The sequence below is a fragment of the Brevundimonas sp. genome (assembly GCF_046295075.1).
GTDB lineage: Bacteria > Pseudomonadota > Alphaproteobacteria > Caulobacterales > Caulobacteraceae > Brevundimonas.
The window spans coordinates 83,433-99,345 of the sequence record NZ_JBKBOC010000001.1; the positions used below are offsets into that span (position 1 = coordinate 83,433).

The 15,913-nt window shown below is 68.1% G+C and carries 19 protein-coding genes and 1 tRNA gene; 11 read left to right on the plus strand and 9 right to left on the minus strand.

Annotated features, from left to right (window positions below; genetic code table 11):
* Window positions 1-34: 34 nt before the first annotated feature.
* From ACK4MH_RS00455 to ACK4MH_RS00470, 4 genes are all read left to right on the plus strand, one after another.
* Window positions 35-838 carry a YgfZ/GcvT domain-containing protein gene (locus tag ACK4MH_RS00455; RefSeq protein WP_409713172.1) on the plus strand — a complete coding sequence of 268 codons (804 nt, stop codon included), beginning with the start codon at window positions 35-37 and terminating at the stop codon, window positions 836-838.
* Between the two features lie 7 nt (window positions 839-845).
* Window positions 846-1,604 carry a 3-oxoacyl-ACP reductase gene (locus ACK4MH_RS00460; RefSeq protein WP_409713175.1) on the plus strand — a complete coding sequence of 253 codons (759 nt, stop codon included), beginning with the start codon at window positions 846-848 and terminating at the stop codon, window positions 1,602-1,604.
* A gap of 197 nt (window positions 1,605-1,801) precedes the next feature.
* Complete coding sequence (locus ACK4MH_RS00465) at window positions 1,802-2,401, plus strand: DNA-3-methyladenine glycosylase I (protein ID WP_409713178.1); 600 nt, start codon at window positions 1,802-1,804, stop codon at window positions 2,399-2,401.
* Window positions 2,394-3,035 (plus strand): ribonuclease HII, encoded by a 642-nt coding sequence (locus ACK4MH_RS00470; protein ID WP_409713181.1) that lies wholly within the window; start codon window positions 2,394-2,396, stop codon window positions 3,033-3,035. The genes ACK4MH_RS00465 and ACK4MH_RS00470 overlap by 8 nt, the downstream gene beginning before the upstream one ends.
* 7 nt (window positions 3,036-3,042) lie before the next feature.
* Here ACK4MH_RS00470 and ACK4MH_RS00475 read toward each other — a convergent pair whose 3' ends face one another.
* The 9 genes from ACK4MH_RS00475 to ACK4MH_RS00515 all read right to left on the minus strand — a co-directional run bounded on the left by ACK4MH_RS00475 (window position 3,043) and on the right by ACK4MH_RS00515 (window position 9,917).
* Window positions 3,043-3,360, minus strand: a complete 318-nt coding sequence (locus ACK4MH_RS00475; RefSeq protein WP_409713184.1) for a hypothetical protein — start codon at window positions 3,358-3,360, stop codon at window positions 3,043-3,045.
* A gap of 62 nt (window positions 3,361-3,422) precedes the next feature.
* Window positions 3,423-4,463, minus strand: a complete 1,041-nt coding sequence (locus ACK4MH_RS00480) for a DNA adenine methylase (RefSeq protein ID WP_409713187.1) — start codon at window positions 4,461-4,463, stop codon at window positions 3,423-3,425.
* A gap of 61 nt (window positions 4,464-4,524) precedes the next feature.
* A tRNA-Leu gene (locus tag ACK4MH_RS00485) sits at window positions 4,525-4,611 on the minus strand.
* Between the two features lie 47 nt (window positions 4,612-4,658).
* Window positions 4,659-6,095: a M20/M25/M40 family metallo-hydrolase gene (locus ACK4MH_RS00490; protein WP_409713190.1), complete on the minus strand. Its 1,437-nt coding sequence runs from the start codon at window positions 6,093-6,095 to the stop codon at window positions 4,659-4,661.
* Between the two features lie 43 nt (window positions 6,096-6,138).
* Window positions 6,139-6,378 carry a DUF3297 family protein gene (locus tag ACK4MH_RS00495; protein WP_045810378.1) on the minus strand — a complete coding sequence of 80 codons (240 nt, stop codon included), beginning with the start codon at window positions 6,376-6,378 and terminating at the stop codon, window positions 6,139-6,141.
* A gap of 314 nt (window positions 6,379-6,692) precedes the next feature.
* Window positions 6,693-7,604, minus strand: a complete 912-nt coding sequence (locus ACK4MH_RS00500) for a MotE family protein (protein WP_409713193.1) — start codon at window positions 7,602-7,604, stop codon at window positions 6,693-6,695.
* A 17-nt stretch (window positions 7,605-7,621) separates the two neighbouring features.
* Window positions 7,622-8,200, minus strand: a complete 579-nt coding sequence (locus tag ACK4MH_RS00505) for a DUF6468 domain-containing protein (RefSeq protein WP_409713196.1) — start codon at window positions 8,198-8,200, stop codon at window positions 7,622-7,624.
* On the minus strand, window positions 8,200-9,243 hold the full coding sequence (fliM, locus tag ACK4MH_RS00510; RefSeq protein ID WP_409713199.1) for a flagellar motor switch protein FliM: 1,044 nt from the start codon (window positions 9,241-9,243) through the stop codon (window positions 8,200-8,202). The genes ACK4MH_RS00505 and fliM overlap by 1 nt, the downstream gene beginning before the upstream one ends.
* A 2-nt stretch (window positions 9,244-9,245) precedes the next feature.
* A complete protein-coding gene (locus tag ACK4MH_RS00515; RefSeq protein ID WP_409713202.1) occupies window positions 9,246-9,917 on the minus strand; it encodes a flagellar basal body-associated FliL family protein in 672 nt (223 codons plus the stop codon).
* 180 nt (window positions 9,918-10,097) lie between these two features.
* On the opposite strand from ACK4MH_RS00515, the gene flgF reads away from it, so the two are divergent.
* The 7 genes from flgF (at window position 10,098) to ACK4MH_RS00550 (ending at window position 15,907) form a co-directional block, all read left to right on the plus strand.
* On the plus strand, window positions 10,098-10,838 hold the full coding sequence (gene flgF, locus ACK4MH_RS00520; protein WP_135195044.1) for a flagellar basal-body rod protein FlgF: 741 nt from the start codon (window positions 10,098-10,100) through the stop codon (window positions 10,836-10,838).
* 14 nt (window positions 10,839-10,852) lie between these two features.
* Window positions 10,853-11,641 (plus strand): flagellar basal-body rod protein FlgG, encoded by a 789-nt coding sequence (gene flgG, locus ACK4MH_RS00525; protein ID WP_135195043.1) that lies wholly within the window; start codon window positions 10,853-10,855, stop codon window positions 11,639-11,641.
* 3 nt (window positions 11,642-11,644) lie between these two features.
* Entirely contained in the window at window positions 11,645-12,262 is a 618-nt protein-coding gene (locus ACK4MH_RS00530; RefSeq protein WP_409713207.1) for a flagella basal body P-ring formation protein FlgA, read from the plus strand.
* Window positions 12,263-12,274: 12 nt separating this feature from the next.
* Window positions 12,275-12,997 carry a flagellar basal body L-ring protein FlgH gene (flgH, locus tag ACK4MH_RS00535; protein ID WP_135195041.1) on the plus strand — a complete coding sequence of 241 codons (723 nt, stop codon included), beginning with the start codon at window positions 12,275-12,277 and terminating at the stop codon, window positions 12,995-12,997.
* A gap of 134 nt (window positions 12,998-13,131) precedes the next feature.
* On the plus strand, window positions 13,132-13,557 hold the full coding sequence (locus ACK4MH_RS00540) for a hypothetical protein (protein WP_409713210.1): 426 nt from the start codon (window positions 13,132-13,134) through the stop codon (window positions 13,555-13,557).
* 8 nt (window positions 13,558-13,565) lie between these two features.
* Complete coding sequence (locus ACK4MH_RS00545) at window positions 13,566-14,069, plus strand: hypothetical protein (RefSeq protein ID WP_409713213.1); 504 nt, start codon at window positions 13,566-13,568, stop codon at window positions 14,067-14,069.
* Between the two features lie 50 nt (window positions 14,070-14,119).
* Window positions 14,120-15,907, plus strand: a complete 1,788-nt coding sequence (locus ACK4MH_RS00550; RefSeq protein WP_409713216.1) for a DUF885 domain-containing protein — start codon at window positions 14,120-14,122, stop codon at window positions 15,905-15,907.
* Window positions 15,908-15,913: the final 6 nt, after the last annotated feature.

Below are 15,913 nucleotides of genomic sequence, written 5' to 3' on the forward strand. Positions count from 1 at the left end.
TTAGGACCGGCATCCCGCGCCCTATCTTGCGGCCATGCCCATCGCCCGTCTCGACAGCCGCGCCCTGATCTCCGTTACGGGCGAGGACGCGAAACCCTTCCTGCACAATCTGCTGACCCAGGATGTGGAGACGCTGGCGGAGGGCGAGCTGCGCTTCGGCGCCCTTTTGTCCCCGCCCGGCCGGCTGCTGTTCGACCTGTTCATCCTGGGCCAGGCCGACGGCGTCCTGCTGGATGTCGCGGCTGAGCGCCGCGACGCCCTGTTGCAGCGGCTGTCGATGTACAAGCTCCGCGCCAAGGTCCAGGTCGCCGCCGACGACCGCCCGGTCTTCGCCGCCTGGCCGGACGCACCCACGGGTTTCATCCCCGACCCACGCACCCCGCTGATGGGCGGCCGTCTCTATGGCCAGGCGACGCCAGACGCGACCCAGGCCGACTACGACGCCAACCGCCTGTCCATCGGCCTGCCCGACCCTGCCGCCGACGCCCCCCAGGACAAGACCTATCCGATCGAGGCCGACTTCGACCTGCTGAACGGCATCGACTTCCAGAAAGGCTGTTTCGTCGGCCAGGAGACGACCTCGCGCATGAAACGCCGGGGAACGATCAAGAACCGGATGCTGCCGCTCGACTTCGACGGCCCGCCCCCCGCCTTCGGCGCCGAGGTGCTGAAGGGCGAACTGCGCGCGGGCGAGGTGCTGTCGGGTCGTGGGGGTTCCGCCATGGCCCTGCTGCGGATCGACCGTCTCGACGGCGACCTGACCGTGGACGGCCGCCCTGTGCGCTTGCGCAAACCCGCCTGGATGGGCGAGGACGTCCTCCCCTCCTCAAACGCTTGAGTCCCCCATGAAGATCGCCGACCAGATCGTCCTCGTCACCGGCGGCGCACGCGGCGTCGGGGCCGCCGCCGTCCGCGCCTTCGCCCGCGAAGGTGCCCGCGTGATCATCAACTGGCGCGCCAGCGGCGAGGCCGCTAACGCCCTTGCGGCCGAGATCGGCGACCGCGCCGTCGCTCTCCAGGCCGACGTGACCGACCGCGCCGCCGTCGACGCCATGGTCGCCGCCGCCCAAGCGCATTTCGGCGCGCCCGTCACCACCGTGGTCAACAACGCCCTGGACTACAGCTTCAACGGCGACGCCCGGTCCCGGATGACCGACATCGGCTGGGACGAGCTGGCGGCCCAGTTTTCGACCGTCGTGCGCGGCGCCCTGAACGTCATCCAGGCGACCGCCCCCGGCATGGCGGCGGCCCGGTTCGGCCGCGTCGTCAACATCGGCACCAACCTGTTCCAGAACCCGGTCGTGCCCTATCACGACTACACCGCCGCCAAGGCCGCCCTGCTGAGCCTAACTCGCACCGCCGCCGGCGACCTCGGTCCCGACGGGATCACCGTCAACATGGTCTCGGGCGGCCTCCTGCGCACCACCGACGCCAGCGCCGCCACGCCCGAGGCCGTCTTCGACTTCATCGCCGGCATGACGCCCTTGCGGTCCGTGACCACCCCCGAAGAGTTCGCCGACGCCGTCCTCTTCTTCGCCTCGCCGTGGAGCCGCGCAGTGACCGGCCAGAACATGGTGGTGGACGGGGGATTGGTCAGGGACTGATCCAACCTGCTCTTCCCTTCTCCCAGTGGGAGAAGGTGGCCCGAAGGGCCGGATGAGGGTCGGCCGGTGGGCCAGTTCGCACAATCCGACCCTCACCCTTTCGCGCCAGAACGACGGCTATCGCCGCCGTGCGCTCAAGCCCTCTCCCACTGGGAGAGGGAATTGAGCTTGCTCGAACAAACCGGCAGCATCACCCCATGACCGACTCACACGCCTCGGGCCGTTGCGGCTGGTGCGGGACCACCGACCCGCTCTACATCGCCTATCACGACACCGAATGGGGCGTGCCCGAACGCGACCCGCGCGCCCTGTGGGAGAAGCTGGTCCTCGACGGTTTCCAGGCCGGCCTCGCCTGGATCACCATCCTGCGCAAACGCGAAGGCATCCGCGACGCCTTCGATAATTTCGATCCCGAAACCGTCGCCCGCTACGGCGAGGACGACATCCAGCGCCTGCTGAATGATCCCCGCATCATCCGCTCGCGCGCCAAGATCAACGCCGCCATCCGGGGCGCCCAGATCTGGCTGGAGACGCGCGAAAACGGCGAGGATTTCTCCGCCTGGCTCTGGTCCTTCGTCGACCGCGAACCGATCCAGACGACCTACGCCGACTTCCGCCAGGCCCCGACTCAGACCGAACAGTCGATCGCCATGGCCAAGGCCCTGAAGAAACGCGGCTTCAACTTCTGCGGCCCGGTGATCGTCTATGCCTTCATGCAGGCCGTTGGCATGGTCAACGATCACCAGACGACCTGCTTCCGTCACGCCCAGGTTCGTGCGATGGCGGCCCATGGCTAGAGCCCCCGCAAACCCCAAGGCCTTCCCGACCCTCGCGCTGGAGATGGTGCTGATCCAGCGCGTCAACGGCCACGTCTGCGGCGTGGACGAGGCCGGGCGCGGTCCCTGGGCCGGCCCCGTCTCGGCGGCGGCGGTGATCCTGAACCCCGACGACCTGCCGCCGGGCATCGACGACTCCAAGGCACTGACGGAAAAGCGCCGCGCCGCCTTGGAGCCCGAGATCAAGGCGCGCGCCATCGCCTGGGGCGTCGGCTTCGCCTCGGTGGAGGAGATCGAGGAACTCAACATCCTGCACGCCACCGGCCTGGCCATGTGCCGCGCCATCGAGGCTCTGCAGGTCCAGCCGGTCGCGGCCCTCGTGGACGGCAACTATCGTTTCAAACTGCCGTGCGAGATCCAGACCGTGATCGGCGGCGACGGCCTGTCGCTATCCATCGCGGCGGCGTCGATACTGGCCAAGACGGCGCGGGATCGGTTGATGATCGATCTGGACGCGCAATATCCCGGCTACGGCTTCGCCAGCCACAAGGGCTACAATGCGCCGATCCACCAGAACGCCTTGAAGACACTGGGCCCCTGCCCCGCCCATCGGCGCAGCTGGTCGCCGATCAAGGCCCTGCTTCAGGACGCCTGAAACCGCCTCAGATGTGCATGAAGCCGCCCAGCAGCGCGCCCGTCAGGGCGGCAACGGCGGCGCCGGCGACCGCCATCATCCAGCGCGGCGGCGGGGTCAGCTCGGGCTCGACATCGACGTGCTCGACCGGCTGTGTCGCCTCCGAAAGGCGGCTGTAACGGGCGGCATTGTGCGTGAATGTCGGCCGTGCATCGGCGGCCGGCGCGTCCCAGCCCCAGTCGGCCTTGGCGACCCGCGGCGCCCACGAATGCGGCTCCGCCGCTGGACGGATGCGGTAGTCGTCGGCGCGGTCGGTGTTCGGAGAGCTGTGCGTGTGCGGTTGCATACATCCACAACGACACGCCGCGATTCGCGTTCCGCAACTTGCGACTGTTGTTTTCGCTGCGCTTATGCGGCCACAGGCAGTTCGACCGGCCGGTCCGTGACCACGAACAGGTGTTCGACGTTCCTCAGCCGCCCGACCGTCCCGACCTTCTCCCCCTTGGGATTATGGATCCCGATCCGGGCGCCGACATAGCGTGGATGCGCCACCTCCAGCACCTGAACATGGCCCCGTGCCGACAGCATCTCGACCAGCTCGGCCCGGCTCAGATAGCCTTCGTCGTTGAAGCTGACGATCAGATTGGGCGCCTTGACCCGCTCGATCACGGTCTTCAGCGCCGGGCCGATGCCGGGCCGACTGTTGAAGGCGCTCTTGCGCGTCCTGACGTCCACCCGCTTGTTGGCGATCCCATAGGTCTCGGGCCGATCCCACAGCACCAGGCTCTCCCAGCAGTGGTAGTTGGCCAGATAGGAATGCTGGTTATAGGGCGGGTCCAGATAGACGAGATCCGCCTCGACCTGTTCGGCGATCTCGATCGCATCGCCCTGGGTCGCTCGGCACGGCCCGCCGTCCACCGCCGCCACCATGTCCGGCGTGCGCAGCTCCAGCGTCTTCAGCGCCCTGGGCGCCCATTGCTTCATATAGGCCATCTGAACCCCGGCGGTGGAGTCCACCCGATCCGCCGCCTCCATCAGGCTGACCAGGACGATGGCCTTCAACTCGGGCTCCAGCCCCATCGCCTCGATCCGGTCGCGCATGGCGTCGATGCGCGCGCCGTTGTCGGGGTGGAAGTAGCGGGCGTCCTGGCAAAAGGCCTGGGTGAACCACCCCGCCTGAGGCGTCACCGTCCGCAACTCGGCCAGCACGGTATCGACCCGGTCGATCCACCGCTCCCGATCCGCCTGGACATAGGCGGTCGCCAAGGCGTGGGCATAGGCGTTGTAGTCGTTCGACCACACCTGAAACCCCTGTTTCTTCAAGGCATGACCGACCCGCGCCGTGCCCGAGAACAGGTCGCAAACCCGCCCGCCCTGGGGCAGGACGCCAGCGACGGCGCCCGTCACATGGCCCAGCAAGGCGCGCTTGGAGCCGATGTATTTGATCATGACGCGGCCCGACTCATCCCCGCACCATAGCCGCTTCGCGCCCGACGGGGAGAGGTCCAGTTGGTGCGGGCGGCCGGGCTTGAACCGGCAAGGACTTTCGTCCGGCAGATTTTAAGTCTGCTGCGTCTACCAGTTTCGCCACGCCCGCGACCGGACCGGCTGTATAGCCAGCCTGTCCGTCGGGGCCAAGCGGGCTTAACGAGCGGCGGGCGCCGCCGGCTTCATCGCCCGGAAATCCACGTCGGAGTCGGCGATCAGCCACAACAGGCCGGCCCAGGCGGCGACGTTCTGGTTCAGTTGCGCCGGGTCGATCTTGTCCAGGGTGTCGTTGGCGGTGTGGTGCAGGTCGAAATAGCGGGTGCCGTCCTGGGCCAGACCGAAGAAGGGCACGCCCAACGGTCCCATCGGGCCGACATCGACGCCGCCATCGGTCTCGACGTCGTTCGAGGCCAGGACGCCGATGGGATAGAGGACACGCGTCGCAGCCTTCTGGAAGTCAGACCCTTGCGCGCCTGCGGGCAAACGCAGGGCGTAGACGCGGTCGGCGCCGAAATCGCTCTCGCCGGCGATGATGTGCTTGTCCAGGGCCGCACCCTGGCCGCGCGCATAGACGGCCCCGCCGTTGCCGGTCTGGGGCGTCGGCTGGGAGACCTCCTCCGACCCGTAGAAGATAACGCGCAGGGTGCGGGCCGGGCGGCGGCCGCTGTCGGCGATGGCCTTGGCGGCGGCGACGGTGATGGCGCCCCCTGCCCCGTCGTCGATGGCGCCGGTGCCCAGGTCCCAGCTGTCCATGTGCGAGCCCAGCACGATGATCTCGTCCGGTCGCGTGGCGCCCGGCAGATCGCCGATCACGTTCTGGCTGGTGGTCCGATAGGTGCGGGCGGTCGAGGTCAGGCGCATCCGCACCGGCTGGCCCAGGGCGACTAGGCGGCTGACCTGATCGGCGTCGGGCGCGGCTAAGGCGAAGGCGGGGATGGTCGGCTTGCCGTCCACATAGCGGGTGGTGCCGGTGTGGGGCATCCGGTCCTCGTCCGAACCGACCGAGCGCATGACGAAGGCCGATGCGCCCTTGGCCGCCGCCACGCCGGGGCCCGCGCCGCGCACGCGGGTCTGGGGACCATAACCTGAGCCGTCCTGCATGGCGTGCATCTGGCCCAGGTCGACATAGACGATCTTGCCCTGCACGGCGGCGTCAGGCGCGGCCTGAAGGTCTTCAAAGGTGGAGAAGCGGACGATCTCGGCCTCGACGCCATTGCGGGGCGTGGCCGGCGAATGCCCCAGGGCGGCGGCGACCAGGGCCTGGGCGTTGTCGCCGACGATGGCGGCAGAGCTTTCGCCCCGCTCCCATCCGACCAGCGGGAACTCTTCGATCCGCACGTTCTGGAAGCCGTTGGCGCGCAGATAGTCGGCGGCCCAGGCGGCGGCCTGCTGTTCCGAGCGCGAGCCGGCCGGGCGCGCGCCGAACCGCGTCGTCAGTTGGGTGACATAGGCCATGGCGATGTTGGAGCGCATCGCGGCGTCGCGCACGACGATCGCCTGTTCCACCGTCGCGGCGTCCTGGGCGTTCGCGACAGGGGCAAAGGCGACGAGACCCAGGGCGACGGCGCTGGCGGTCAGCAGACGGATGGACATGGGCAGGCTCCGGACTCAGGCAAGAGCCGGAACCTAGGTAGGTTCAGTCGTTCTGGAAATAGGGTTCGACCGGACCCTGCAGTTTCACCGTCAGGGCCTTGCCCTTGCGGTCCACGCGATTGCCCAGGGCCAGACGCACCCAGCCCTCCGAGACGCAATATTCCTCGACATTGGTCTTTTCCTCGCCCTTGAAGCGGATGCCGACGCCGCGTTGCAGCACCTCGGCGTCGTGATGGGGGCTGGACGGATCGACCGAGAGGCGATCGGGAGGCGTGTCGGACATGGTCTTCGAGCGAGCTCAGGTTTTCGGCAAGGCGCGGTGATAGACGCGCGCGCGTCTCATGCCAATCCGAAACCGGGCGACGGCGTGCTTATGGCAGCAGATAATAGTGCTGGGCCACGGCGACGATCATCACGGTTCCCACCGTCGGAACGGCGACAATTATGGCGCGACGCAGACGATGCGCGACGTAAAGCAGTTCTCCGACCACGGCGTTTTCCTCGATGCAATCGCTCTCTGACGGAGCGTTCGAAGATCATTGGTCGAACTGATCATCCTGTCGAGACGAAACGTCCGATCAGGGACCACAAATATCGTTACTGCACAGTCTGGCGCGGCTGGGCGTTGGGGGCCGCCGACGGCTGATAGGCCTGGGGACCGGCGGGCGGCGTAGCGGCGGGCGTCGCCGGACGACGTGCCGGCGTCGCAGCGGGGCGCCTAGCGGGCGTGGCGGCAGGACGAGAGGCGGCCGGGCGGGGCGTCGGACGGGCGGCAGGCGTCGCGGTCGCGGCGGTCGGCTGAGCAGCCGGCGTGGACGCAGGCGTTGCGGCGGCGGGCGTCGCAGCCGGCGGCGGCGTGGCGGCTTCGGCGGCGGCGGCGCGGGCGGCCATCTGCTGGGCCTGGAAGCGAGCGGCCAGCTTCTCGGTCAGTTCCTTGGCCTGGGGCGCCGTCATCTGGGCCATGATGGCGGCCAGGGTGCGCGGACGCATGGCGGCGGCGACGGGCAGGCGCACGCGGTCCTCCAGCGTCGCCATGACGGGTGCGGCCTCCTTGGGTCGCATTGCGGAATAGACCTGGACCAGGCGGTCGATCTCGGCCTTCTCGCGCTCGTCCACCTGACCGAGCATCTGCTTCATCTCGGCCTTCAGAGCGGCGAGGGCCTGGATCTTGGCCTCCAGCTTCTGTTCGGCGGCGACCATCAGCGGCAGGGTGGTGGCGAAATCCTGGTCGCGCGCGTCCAGCGCCTCACGGCGTTGCGACAGCGACTGGATGATCCTGAGTTCAGCGGGCGAAATCCCGGCCTGCTGGGCCAGTTGTTCGGGCGACAGGGCGGAGCAGGTGCCCGGCAGGACAGGCTTGACCGGCGCGCCGGCTGCGGCAGGCGCCGCCTCCTCGGCCCAGGCCTTGGCGCCGTCGAACAGACCGGGGGCCACGCCGATGGCGCGCACGGCCACCACCCCGCCGATGGCGATGGCGATCAGGGGCAGAAGGCGGGGTAAGCGGGCCATGAAATGGGGTTCCGAACTCAGGCGGCGAACAGGTCGTCGTCGAGATTACGACGCGCGGCGTTGAGGCTTTGTTTGGCGGAATGGTTAGCGGAACGTCCTGCCGTCAGGGCCTGGACGATGGCGGCGACATTGTCGCGACCGGCCGGGGCGACGGTCGCGGCCGCGCGATGGCTGGTCGAGGGGCTGGCCATGCCCTGGATACGCTCGGCCAGGGCGGCCATGCGCTCGGCGCGTTCCTCGTCTTCGGTCACAGCGGGAGCAGCGACGGCGGCAGGCGCGCGGCGGGCGGGCTCGTCCTCGACGATGCGAACGGGCGCGGCGGCCGGGGCGCGGGCGATCAGGATTTCCAACTGCGCCTTGACCTCACGCGCCTTGATGATGCGGTCGTGCAGCAGATCCGTCTCCTGGCCCGAGGCGCGCAGGGTGGCCAGGGCGTTCTCAGCGCGACCGGCGGCGGCGTTCAGCTCGGTCACCGCCTGGGCGAAGGCCAGTTGACCGGTGCGCAGGGCGGCCAGCTTGCGTTCCAGCTTGATGCCGTAACCGACCGCTGCGACCAGCAGCAGCATCAGCACCGCGTCCATGATCATTCCGGCCATCAGACATTCACTCCCAGGCGGGCGGCGACTTCGGGATTGACCGGCCCTTCGACGCGTATGGCGATGTGCTGACCCTTGCGACCCATGCGGCCGGTGGTCAGGGGGATGGCTCCGGCGCGGATCGACACCTCCGAATCCGGCGTGGCGTTCAGCATCAGGGTGTCGCCGACCTTAAGGTTCAGCACGCTGGACAGGGGCATCATCTGCTCGTCCAGCACGACGCGGACCTCGGTCTCTGTGGTCCAGAGCTCGGTGGCCAAATGGCCTTCCCAGATGTTGTCGCGGCCGAACTTCTCGCCCATGAACTGCTGCAGCAGCATCTTGCGGATCGGCTCCAGCGTCGCATAGGGCAGCAGCAGCTCGATCCGCCCGCCGCGATCTTCCATGTCGATGCGCAGCTTGATCAGGATGGCGGCGTTGGCGGGGCGCGCGATGGCGGCGAAGCGCGGATTGGTCTCCAGCCGGTCCAGGTTGAAGTGGACCGGGGTCAGCGGCTCGAACGCCTGGCGGGCGTCGTTCAGCACCACCTCGACCATCCGCTGCACCAGCACCCGTTCGATGGTGGTGTAGGGCCGGCCCTCGATCCGCAGCGCCGCGGTGCCGCGACGCCCGCCCAGCAGCACGTCGACGATAGAATAGATCAGGTTGGAATCGACCGTCAGCAGGCCGTAGTTGTCCAGCTCCTCGGCCCGAAACACCGCCAGGATGGCCGGCAGGGGGATGGAGTTCAGATAGTCGCCGAACCGGATCGACGAGATGTTGTCCAGGCTGACTTCGACGTTGTCGGAGGTGAAGTTGCGAAGGCTGGTCGTCATCAACCGCACCAGGCGGTCGAACACGATCTCCAGCATCGGCAGCCGCTCGTAGGACACCAGAGCGGAGTTGATGATCGCCCGAATGCCCGAGCGTTCGGAGCCGTCGTCATCGCCCAGGTCGAAGCCCAGCAGGCTGTCGATCTCGTCCTGGTTCAGGACGCGTTCGGACAGGGCGTCGCCAGGATCGCCTAGACCGCCGAACGGGTCGAGCTGGGCTGCGTCGGTCATGCCTACTGCACCAGCATTTCTTCGATCAGCACGGCGTCGATCTTGCCCGGCGCAGCGATCAGATTGACGCGTCGCAGGATCTCGGCTCGCAGCTGATAGGTGCCGGCCGAACCGCTCAGATCCTCGGGACGCAGCTCGCGCACGAAGCCGGTGAACATGTCCTGCAGACGCGGCATCTCTTCCTGCAGATGGGTCGCCACCTCGGCGTCCTGCATCTCCAGCGTCAGCTTCAGCTTCAGGAAGGTCGGACGACCGTCGGGCGACTGAATGTTCATGACCATGTCCGGCAGGGTGTAGAAGGTGACGCCGTCGGGGCCCGGCGCGATGACGCCCAGCGACGGGTCCGCCTCGCCGCCCTCGGCGCCGCCGTGACCACCGGATTCCTTCTTCTCTTCCTTGCCGTGCTCGGCCTTCGCGTCCGCCTTCTCTTCGCCGTGCCCCGCTTCAGCCTCGGCGCCCTGCGCCTCTGCGGGCTTGGGCTTCAGCATGAAGAAGGCGGCGGCCCCGCCCCCGCCCAGCACCAAGAGCGCGACAGGCGCGATGATGAACAGCAGCGGCAGCTTCTTTTTCTTGGGCGCGGCGGCGTCGCCTTCGACAGCGGCCTCGCCCTCCTTCACGGCAGGCAGATTGGCGTCTGCAGCGGGATCGCCCTTCTTCTTGCCAAACTTGAACATGCGCGCGCCCCGGAGACTCTCTCATGACGAGGATCGTCGGGTTTGGTTAACGCGACGTTTACAATGGGCAGGATTTGCCGGGTCGTTCGGGGGTCGATGGCGCTCAAACCCGCATTCCGCCTGGATTAACCCTGTTGGCACGGCCGTTGCGAGGGACGAGAGCGAAGGAGCACGCCACTCGTGGAAAACGCCGCCTACATTGGACTGTCACGCCAGATGACGCTGCGCCGCGAACTGGACATCGTGGCCAACAACGTCGCCAACGCCAACACGACCGGCTTCAAGGTCGAGCAACTGATGCTCGGCACGGAGATCGGCCAGCGCGCCCGCAACGATTCCATCCGTCCCTCGGCCAGCTTCGTGCTGGACAACGGCGTGGGCCGCGACTTCGGCCAGGGGTCGATGCAGCAGACCGGCCGCGCACTGGACTTCGCCATCGCCGGCGAAGGCGCCTTCTTCACCGTGCGCGACGGCGCGAACGGCGAGGCCTACACCCGCGACGGCGCCTTCACGATGGACCCGGAAGGGCGGCTGACCACCAAACAGGGCCAGGCGGTCCTGGGCGGCGGAGCGGAGATCGTTCTGGACCCCAACCTGGGCGCGCCCAGCGTCGGCGCTGACGGCACCATCACCCAGGAAGGCCAGGTCACCGGCCGTCTGTCGGTCGTACGATTCGAGGCGCTGGGCGTCCTGGAGAAGGGCGGCGACAGCCTGTACCGCAACAACTCCAACACCCAGCCGATCGAGGCGGCGGACGCCCAGGTCCATCAGGGCTCGCTGGAATCGTCCAACGTCAACTCGTTGATCGAAATCACCAATCTCGTCGAGATCAGCCGCGCTTACGAGAGCATCTCGCGCATGATCGAAAACACCAACGACCTTAGCCGTCGCGCCGTCGAGCGCCTCGGCAAGGCCGCTTAAGGGAGCCCCGGACAATGCGCGCACTTCGCACCGCCGCCTCGGGCATGGCCGCCCAGCAGTTGAACGTGGAGGTCATCTCCAACAACATCGCCAACATGAACACGGTGGGCTTCAAGAAGCAGCGCGCCGAGTTCCAGGACCTGCTCTACCAGAACGTCGAGCGCATGGGCGCCCAGTCCTCGGCCGCCGGCACCGTGGTCCCGACCGGCATCCAGATCGGCGCGGGCGTGAAGGCCGGCGCGGTCTATCGCATCACCGAACAGGGCACGCCTCAGGCGACCGGCAACCCCTACGACATGGCCATCGACGGCAAGGGCTATTTCCAGATCACCCTGCCCTCGGGCGAGCTGGGCTACACCCGCGCCGGCAACCTGCAGGTCAGCCCGGAAGGCCAGATGGTCACCGACGACGGCTATCTGCTGGAACCGGCGATCACCATTCCGCAGGACACCACCAAACTGTCGATCTCCAAGACCGGTCTGGTGCAGGTGACGCAGGCCGGGCAGACCGCGCCGACCACCGTCGGTCAGATCGAACTGGCCAACTTCTTCAACGAAGCCGGTCTGGAAGCCATCGGCGACAACCTGCTGCTGGAAACCGCCGCCTCGGGTCCGGCCATCGTCGGCACGCCCGGCGATGCGGGCTTCGGCCAGGTCATGCAGGCCTATACGGAGTCTTCGAACGTCGACGCCGTGTCGGAGATCAGCGCCCTGATCGTGGCCCAGCGGGCCTATGAGATGAACTCCAAGGTCATCAGCACCGCCGACCAGATGCTGTCGGTCGCCTCGCAAGTGAAGAGCTGAACCATGATCCTGATCCGCTCCCTCCTGCTCGCCGCCGCCGTCAGCGCCGCAGCCAGCGCTGCATTCGCCGGCCCCGTCGTCCTGCGCGCCAATCCCGTCGATGACGACGGCCGGGTCACCCTCGGTGATCTGTTCGAAGGCGCGGGCGCCGCCGCCAATGTCGCCGTCGCCGAGCGCGTCGGCCCCTCGGTCGTGCTGGAAGCCGGCCAGCTTCAGGCCCTGGCCCGCCAGGCCGGCCTCGACTGGAGCAATCCCAATGGTCTGCGCCGCGTCGCCGTGCGTCGCGCAACCGGCCCGGTCCAGACAACGTCGGACGTGGCGTTCCAGCCTGCGGCTCAATCCGCCGCCCAGCCTATCGCCCGCGCCGCCTATCGCCCCGGCGCCGCGTCTCAGGTCATCGCCCGCAACGACATGGTCCGCGTCACCTACCAGCTCGGCGGCGTGAACCTGGCCGTCATGGGCAAGGCCATGCGCAGCGCCGGTCTGGGCGAGCCCGTCGCCATCATGAACACCACCTCCAACCGCGTCATCGATGCGGTCGCGTCCGGTCCCGGCCAGGCCATCGCCGGCCCCGGGGCCGACAGCGCCCGCGCCAATCCTCAACAGTTCGCCGCCCGCTAGGGAATCCTCGTCATGCGCAAGACCATCCTGATCCTAGCCGTCCTGGCCCCGCTGGCCGCCTGTTCGACCGTCGCCGAGACGGTGCGCGGTCCCGAGCTGGCCCCCATCGGCTATCCCGCCGCGCTTATCCCGGCGCAGCAGACCTATCTGCCGGCGCGCGACACCGCCCCCGCCAGCGCCAACAGCCTGTGGCGCACCGGCGCCCGCACCTTCTTCGGCGACCAGCGCGCGCGCCACATCGGCGACATCCTGACGGTCAAGATCGACATCGACGACCGCGCCCAGACCCAGAACTCGACCCAGCGGTCGCGCTCGAACGAGATCAGCGGCGGCGTCAACAACCTGTTCGGCCTGGAAAGCAGCCTGGGCCGCGCCTTCCCCGGCGGATTCGACCCGTCGGCCATGGTCGGGATGGAAGGCGATCTGAAGTCGGCAGGCAACGGCTCGGTCACGCGCGCCGAGAAAGTCTCCCTGACCATCGCCGCTGTCGTCACCGACGTTCTGGCCAACGGCAATCTGGTCATCCAGGGTCGGCAGGAAGTGCGCACCAACCGCGAGGTCCGCGAACTGACCGTCGCCGGCATCGTCCGGCCCGAAGACATCTCGTCCGCCAACGCCATCAACCACACCCAGATCGCCGAAGCCCGCATCTCCTACGGCGGTCGCGGTGACATCAGCCGCGTTCAAGGCGCACCGGCCGCCCAGGCTCTGGTCGAGCGTTTCAGCCCGTTCTGATCGCCGCCGTGAACCGTTGACGGATAACCGCGTTCAGCGTTGATGCGGCGGTCTGGTCTATTGCGGTTGCGGCTGGGTCTGACGACATTGAGGGCGACGCGGCGATGCGCGTTGTCGGCGGGGGCTGACTAGTGATGCTTATTCTTTCGGCCTTGATGGCGGTCGCCATGCAGGCCGCACCGACGGCCGGCTGGACCTGGAGCCTGTACGAGGGCGACGGCCCCCTGGTGCTGGCCAACGAGGTTCCCGACACCGCTGATCTGCGCGCCACCCTGCAATGCCAACCGGGTTCGGGCGCCGTTTCGGTCGCGGTCTATGGCGACGATGCGACGGCCGGTTTCGCCCGCATCACCGCCGGCGGCATGACCGCCACAAGCGAGGCCCGCGTCGGGCGCGGCGGCAAGCTGGACACCGCGGTCCCGGTCGATCACCCCGCCTTTTCCGCCTTCGTCGCGACCGGTCGCATGACCGTCGCCGTCGGCGACGACGTCGACACGATCACGGTCGAACGCCCCCATCTGGCCAAGCTTCGTCGCTTCGCCGACCGCTGCGCCGGATAGGAAAGCCCATGCGTCTGTCTCGCCTGATCCTGCCCCTGATCGCCGTGTCCGCCCTGGCGGCCTGCGCCACCAACGCGCCAGCCCCGGCCGCAAATCTGGCGGCGGCGGGTCCGGCGCCGGCGCCCATGCCCGGCTACGACTGGTTCCTGAACCGCGATGGGCCGGAGGCGATCCTGGCTTACGGCGTCGCCAACAGCGACGAGGTCAAACTGCACCTGCGTTGCCAGGCCGGCTCCGGCGCGTTGGAGCTGACGGCGGCCAGCGAAAAGCCCGGCCGCGAAATCCATCTCGAATCGGGCGGCGACACCGAACGTTACTCCGCCGCCTCGGAACCGGCGGGCGTGCACGACGGCGAACTGCTGACCGCCCGAGCCACCACCAAGGATCCGGTCTTCCAGCGTTTCCGCCGCTTGGGCTGGATCGCGTCCTGGTCGGACGAGGAACGCCACATCTATGCCGCCCACCCGGCCGCCAAGGCGGGAATCGAGGAGTTCTTCACGGTCTGCGGTTGACGCATCGGTCCCGCTCGGCTTGCGTGCGCCCCCTAAACAGGAGGGGCGTGATGAAGTTTTCCCATTTGGCTGTGGCGGCCTTGCTCGCGAGCATATCGCCGCTGGCCGCGGTCGCTCAGACGCCGCCCGCCGCCGTCGCGGCCACACCCGCCGACGCGGCGCTGAACGCCCTGGTCGTCGATTACGAGACCTATCTGAAGGCGGTCGACCCTCTGTCCGCCAGCGGCGAAGGCGACGTCGAGGCCATGGGCAGGCTTCCTGACCTGTCGCGTGCCTTCGAACTGGCCCAGCGCGCGCCGTTGGAGGCTTTCGTCGCCCGGCTGAAGGCCACCGACCCGGCAAGTCTTTCCCACGCCGGCGGCATCAACCACGCCTTCCTGCTCTACACCCTGAACCGCAGCCTGGAAGGGCTGGACTACGACACGTCGCGCCTGGCCTTCGACAGCGAGGGCGGCCCCGGAACCTGGGCGCTCTACATCGGCGGGAGCACCCGGCTGAACTCCGTCGCGGAAGCCGAAGCCTATATCCGGCGCGTCAAAGGCTTCGGAAACATCTACGCCCAGACGACCGACAACGCCCGGCGCGGTCTGGAGACCGGCCTGGTTCAGGCCCGTTCCGTCACAGAAAGCGCCTTGGCCGGGGCGCGTAACGACGTGGCGATCGCCCCGGACGCCGAGCCCTTGCTCAAGCCGTTGAGCACCCTACCCGCGACCGTGCCCCAGGCCGACAAGGACCGGCTGACGGCGGACGCCGCATCGGCGGTCGCCACGATCATCGTCCCGGCCCGCCAGGCCTGGTTGACCTTCCTTGAGACCGACTACCTGCCCAAGGCGCCGGTCGAACCCGGCATCGGCAACCGTCCGGGCGGCAAGGACATCTACGCCTATCTGGTGCGGGGCCACACCACCACCGACCTGACGCCGGACCAGATCCACCAGATCGGCCTGTCCGAAGTCGCTCGCATCCGCGCCCGGATGGATGTGGAGATGAAGGCGTCCGGCTGGACCGGCGACTTCGCCGGTTTCCTGGCCTTCCTGCGCACCGATCCCCAGTTCTACGCTCCCACACGCGAGGCCCTGATCGAGAAGGCCTCTGAAATGGCGAAACGGGCGGACGGCGGTTTGCCCGCCTTGTTCGCCACCCTGCCCCGACTGCCCTATGACGTGCAGCCGGTCCCGCCGCAGATCGAGGAAAACTACACTACCGGCCGCTACAACGGCGGCTCGATGCAGAACGGCGTCGCCGGCCACTACGTCGTCAACACGTCGAAGCTCAACCAGCGCCCGCTCTACGAACTGCCCGCCCTGACCCTGCACGAGGCCGTCCCCGGCCACCACATCCAGATCGCTCTCCAGCAGGAAGCCGAGGGCCAACCCTATTTCCGGCGCCAGGCGAATGTCAGCGCCTTCACCGAGGGCTGGGGCCTTTACGCCGAATATCTGGGCGAGGAGATGGGCTTCTATCGCACGCCCTACGAACGGTTCGGCCGCCTGTCCTATGAGATGTGGCGCGCCTGTCGCCTGGTGGCCGACACGGGCCTGCACTGGATGGGCTGGAGCGAGGAACAGGCCCGTGCCTGTTTCCGCGACAACTCCGCCCTGGCGCCCCACAACATCGAGACCGAGCTTCAGCGTTATATCGGCTGGCCCGGACAGGCCACGGCCTACAAGATCGGCGAGATCCGCCTGCGCGATATCCGGGCGCGGGCGGAACGCGAACTGGGACCGAAGTTCAACGTCCGCACCTTCCACGACGCTTTGCTGGTCGAGGGACCGCTGCCGCTGGCGCTGCTGGACCAACGCATGGATGCGTGGATCGCGGAGCAGAAGGCGAAGTAAGGGAAA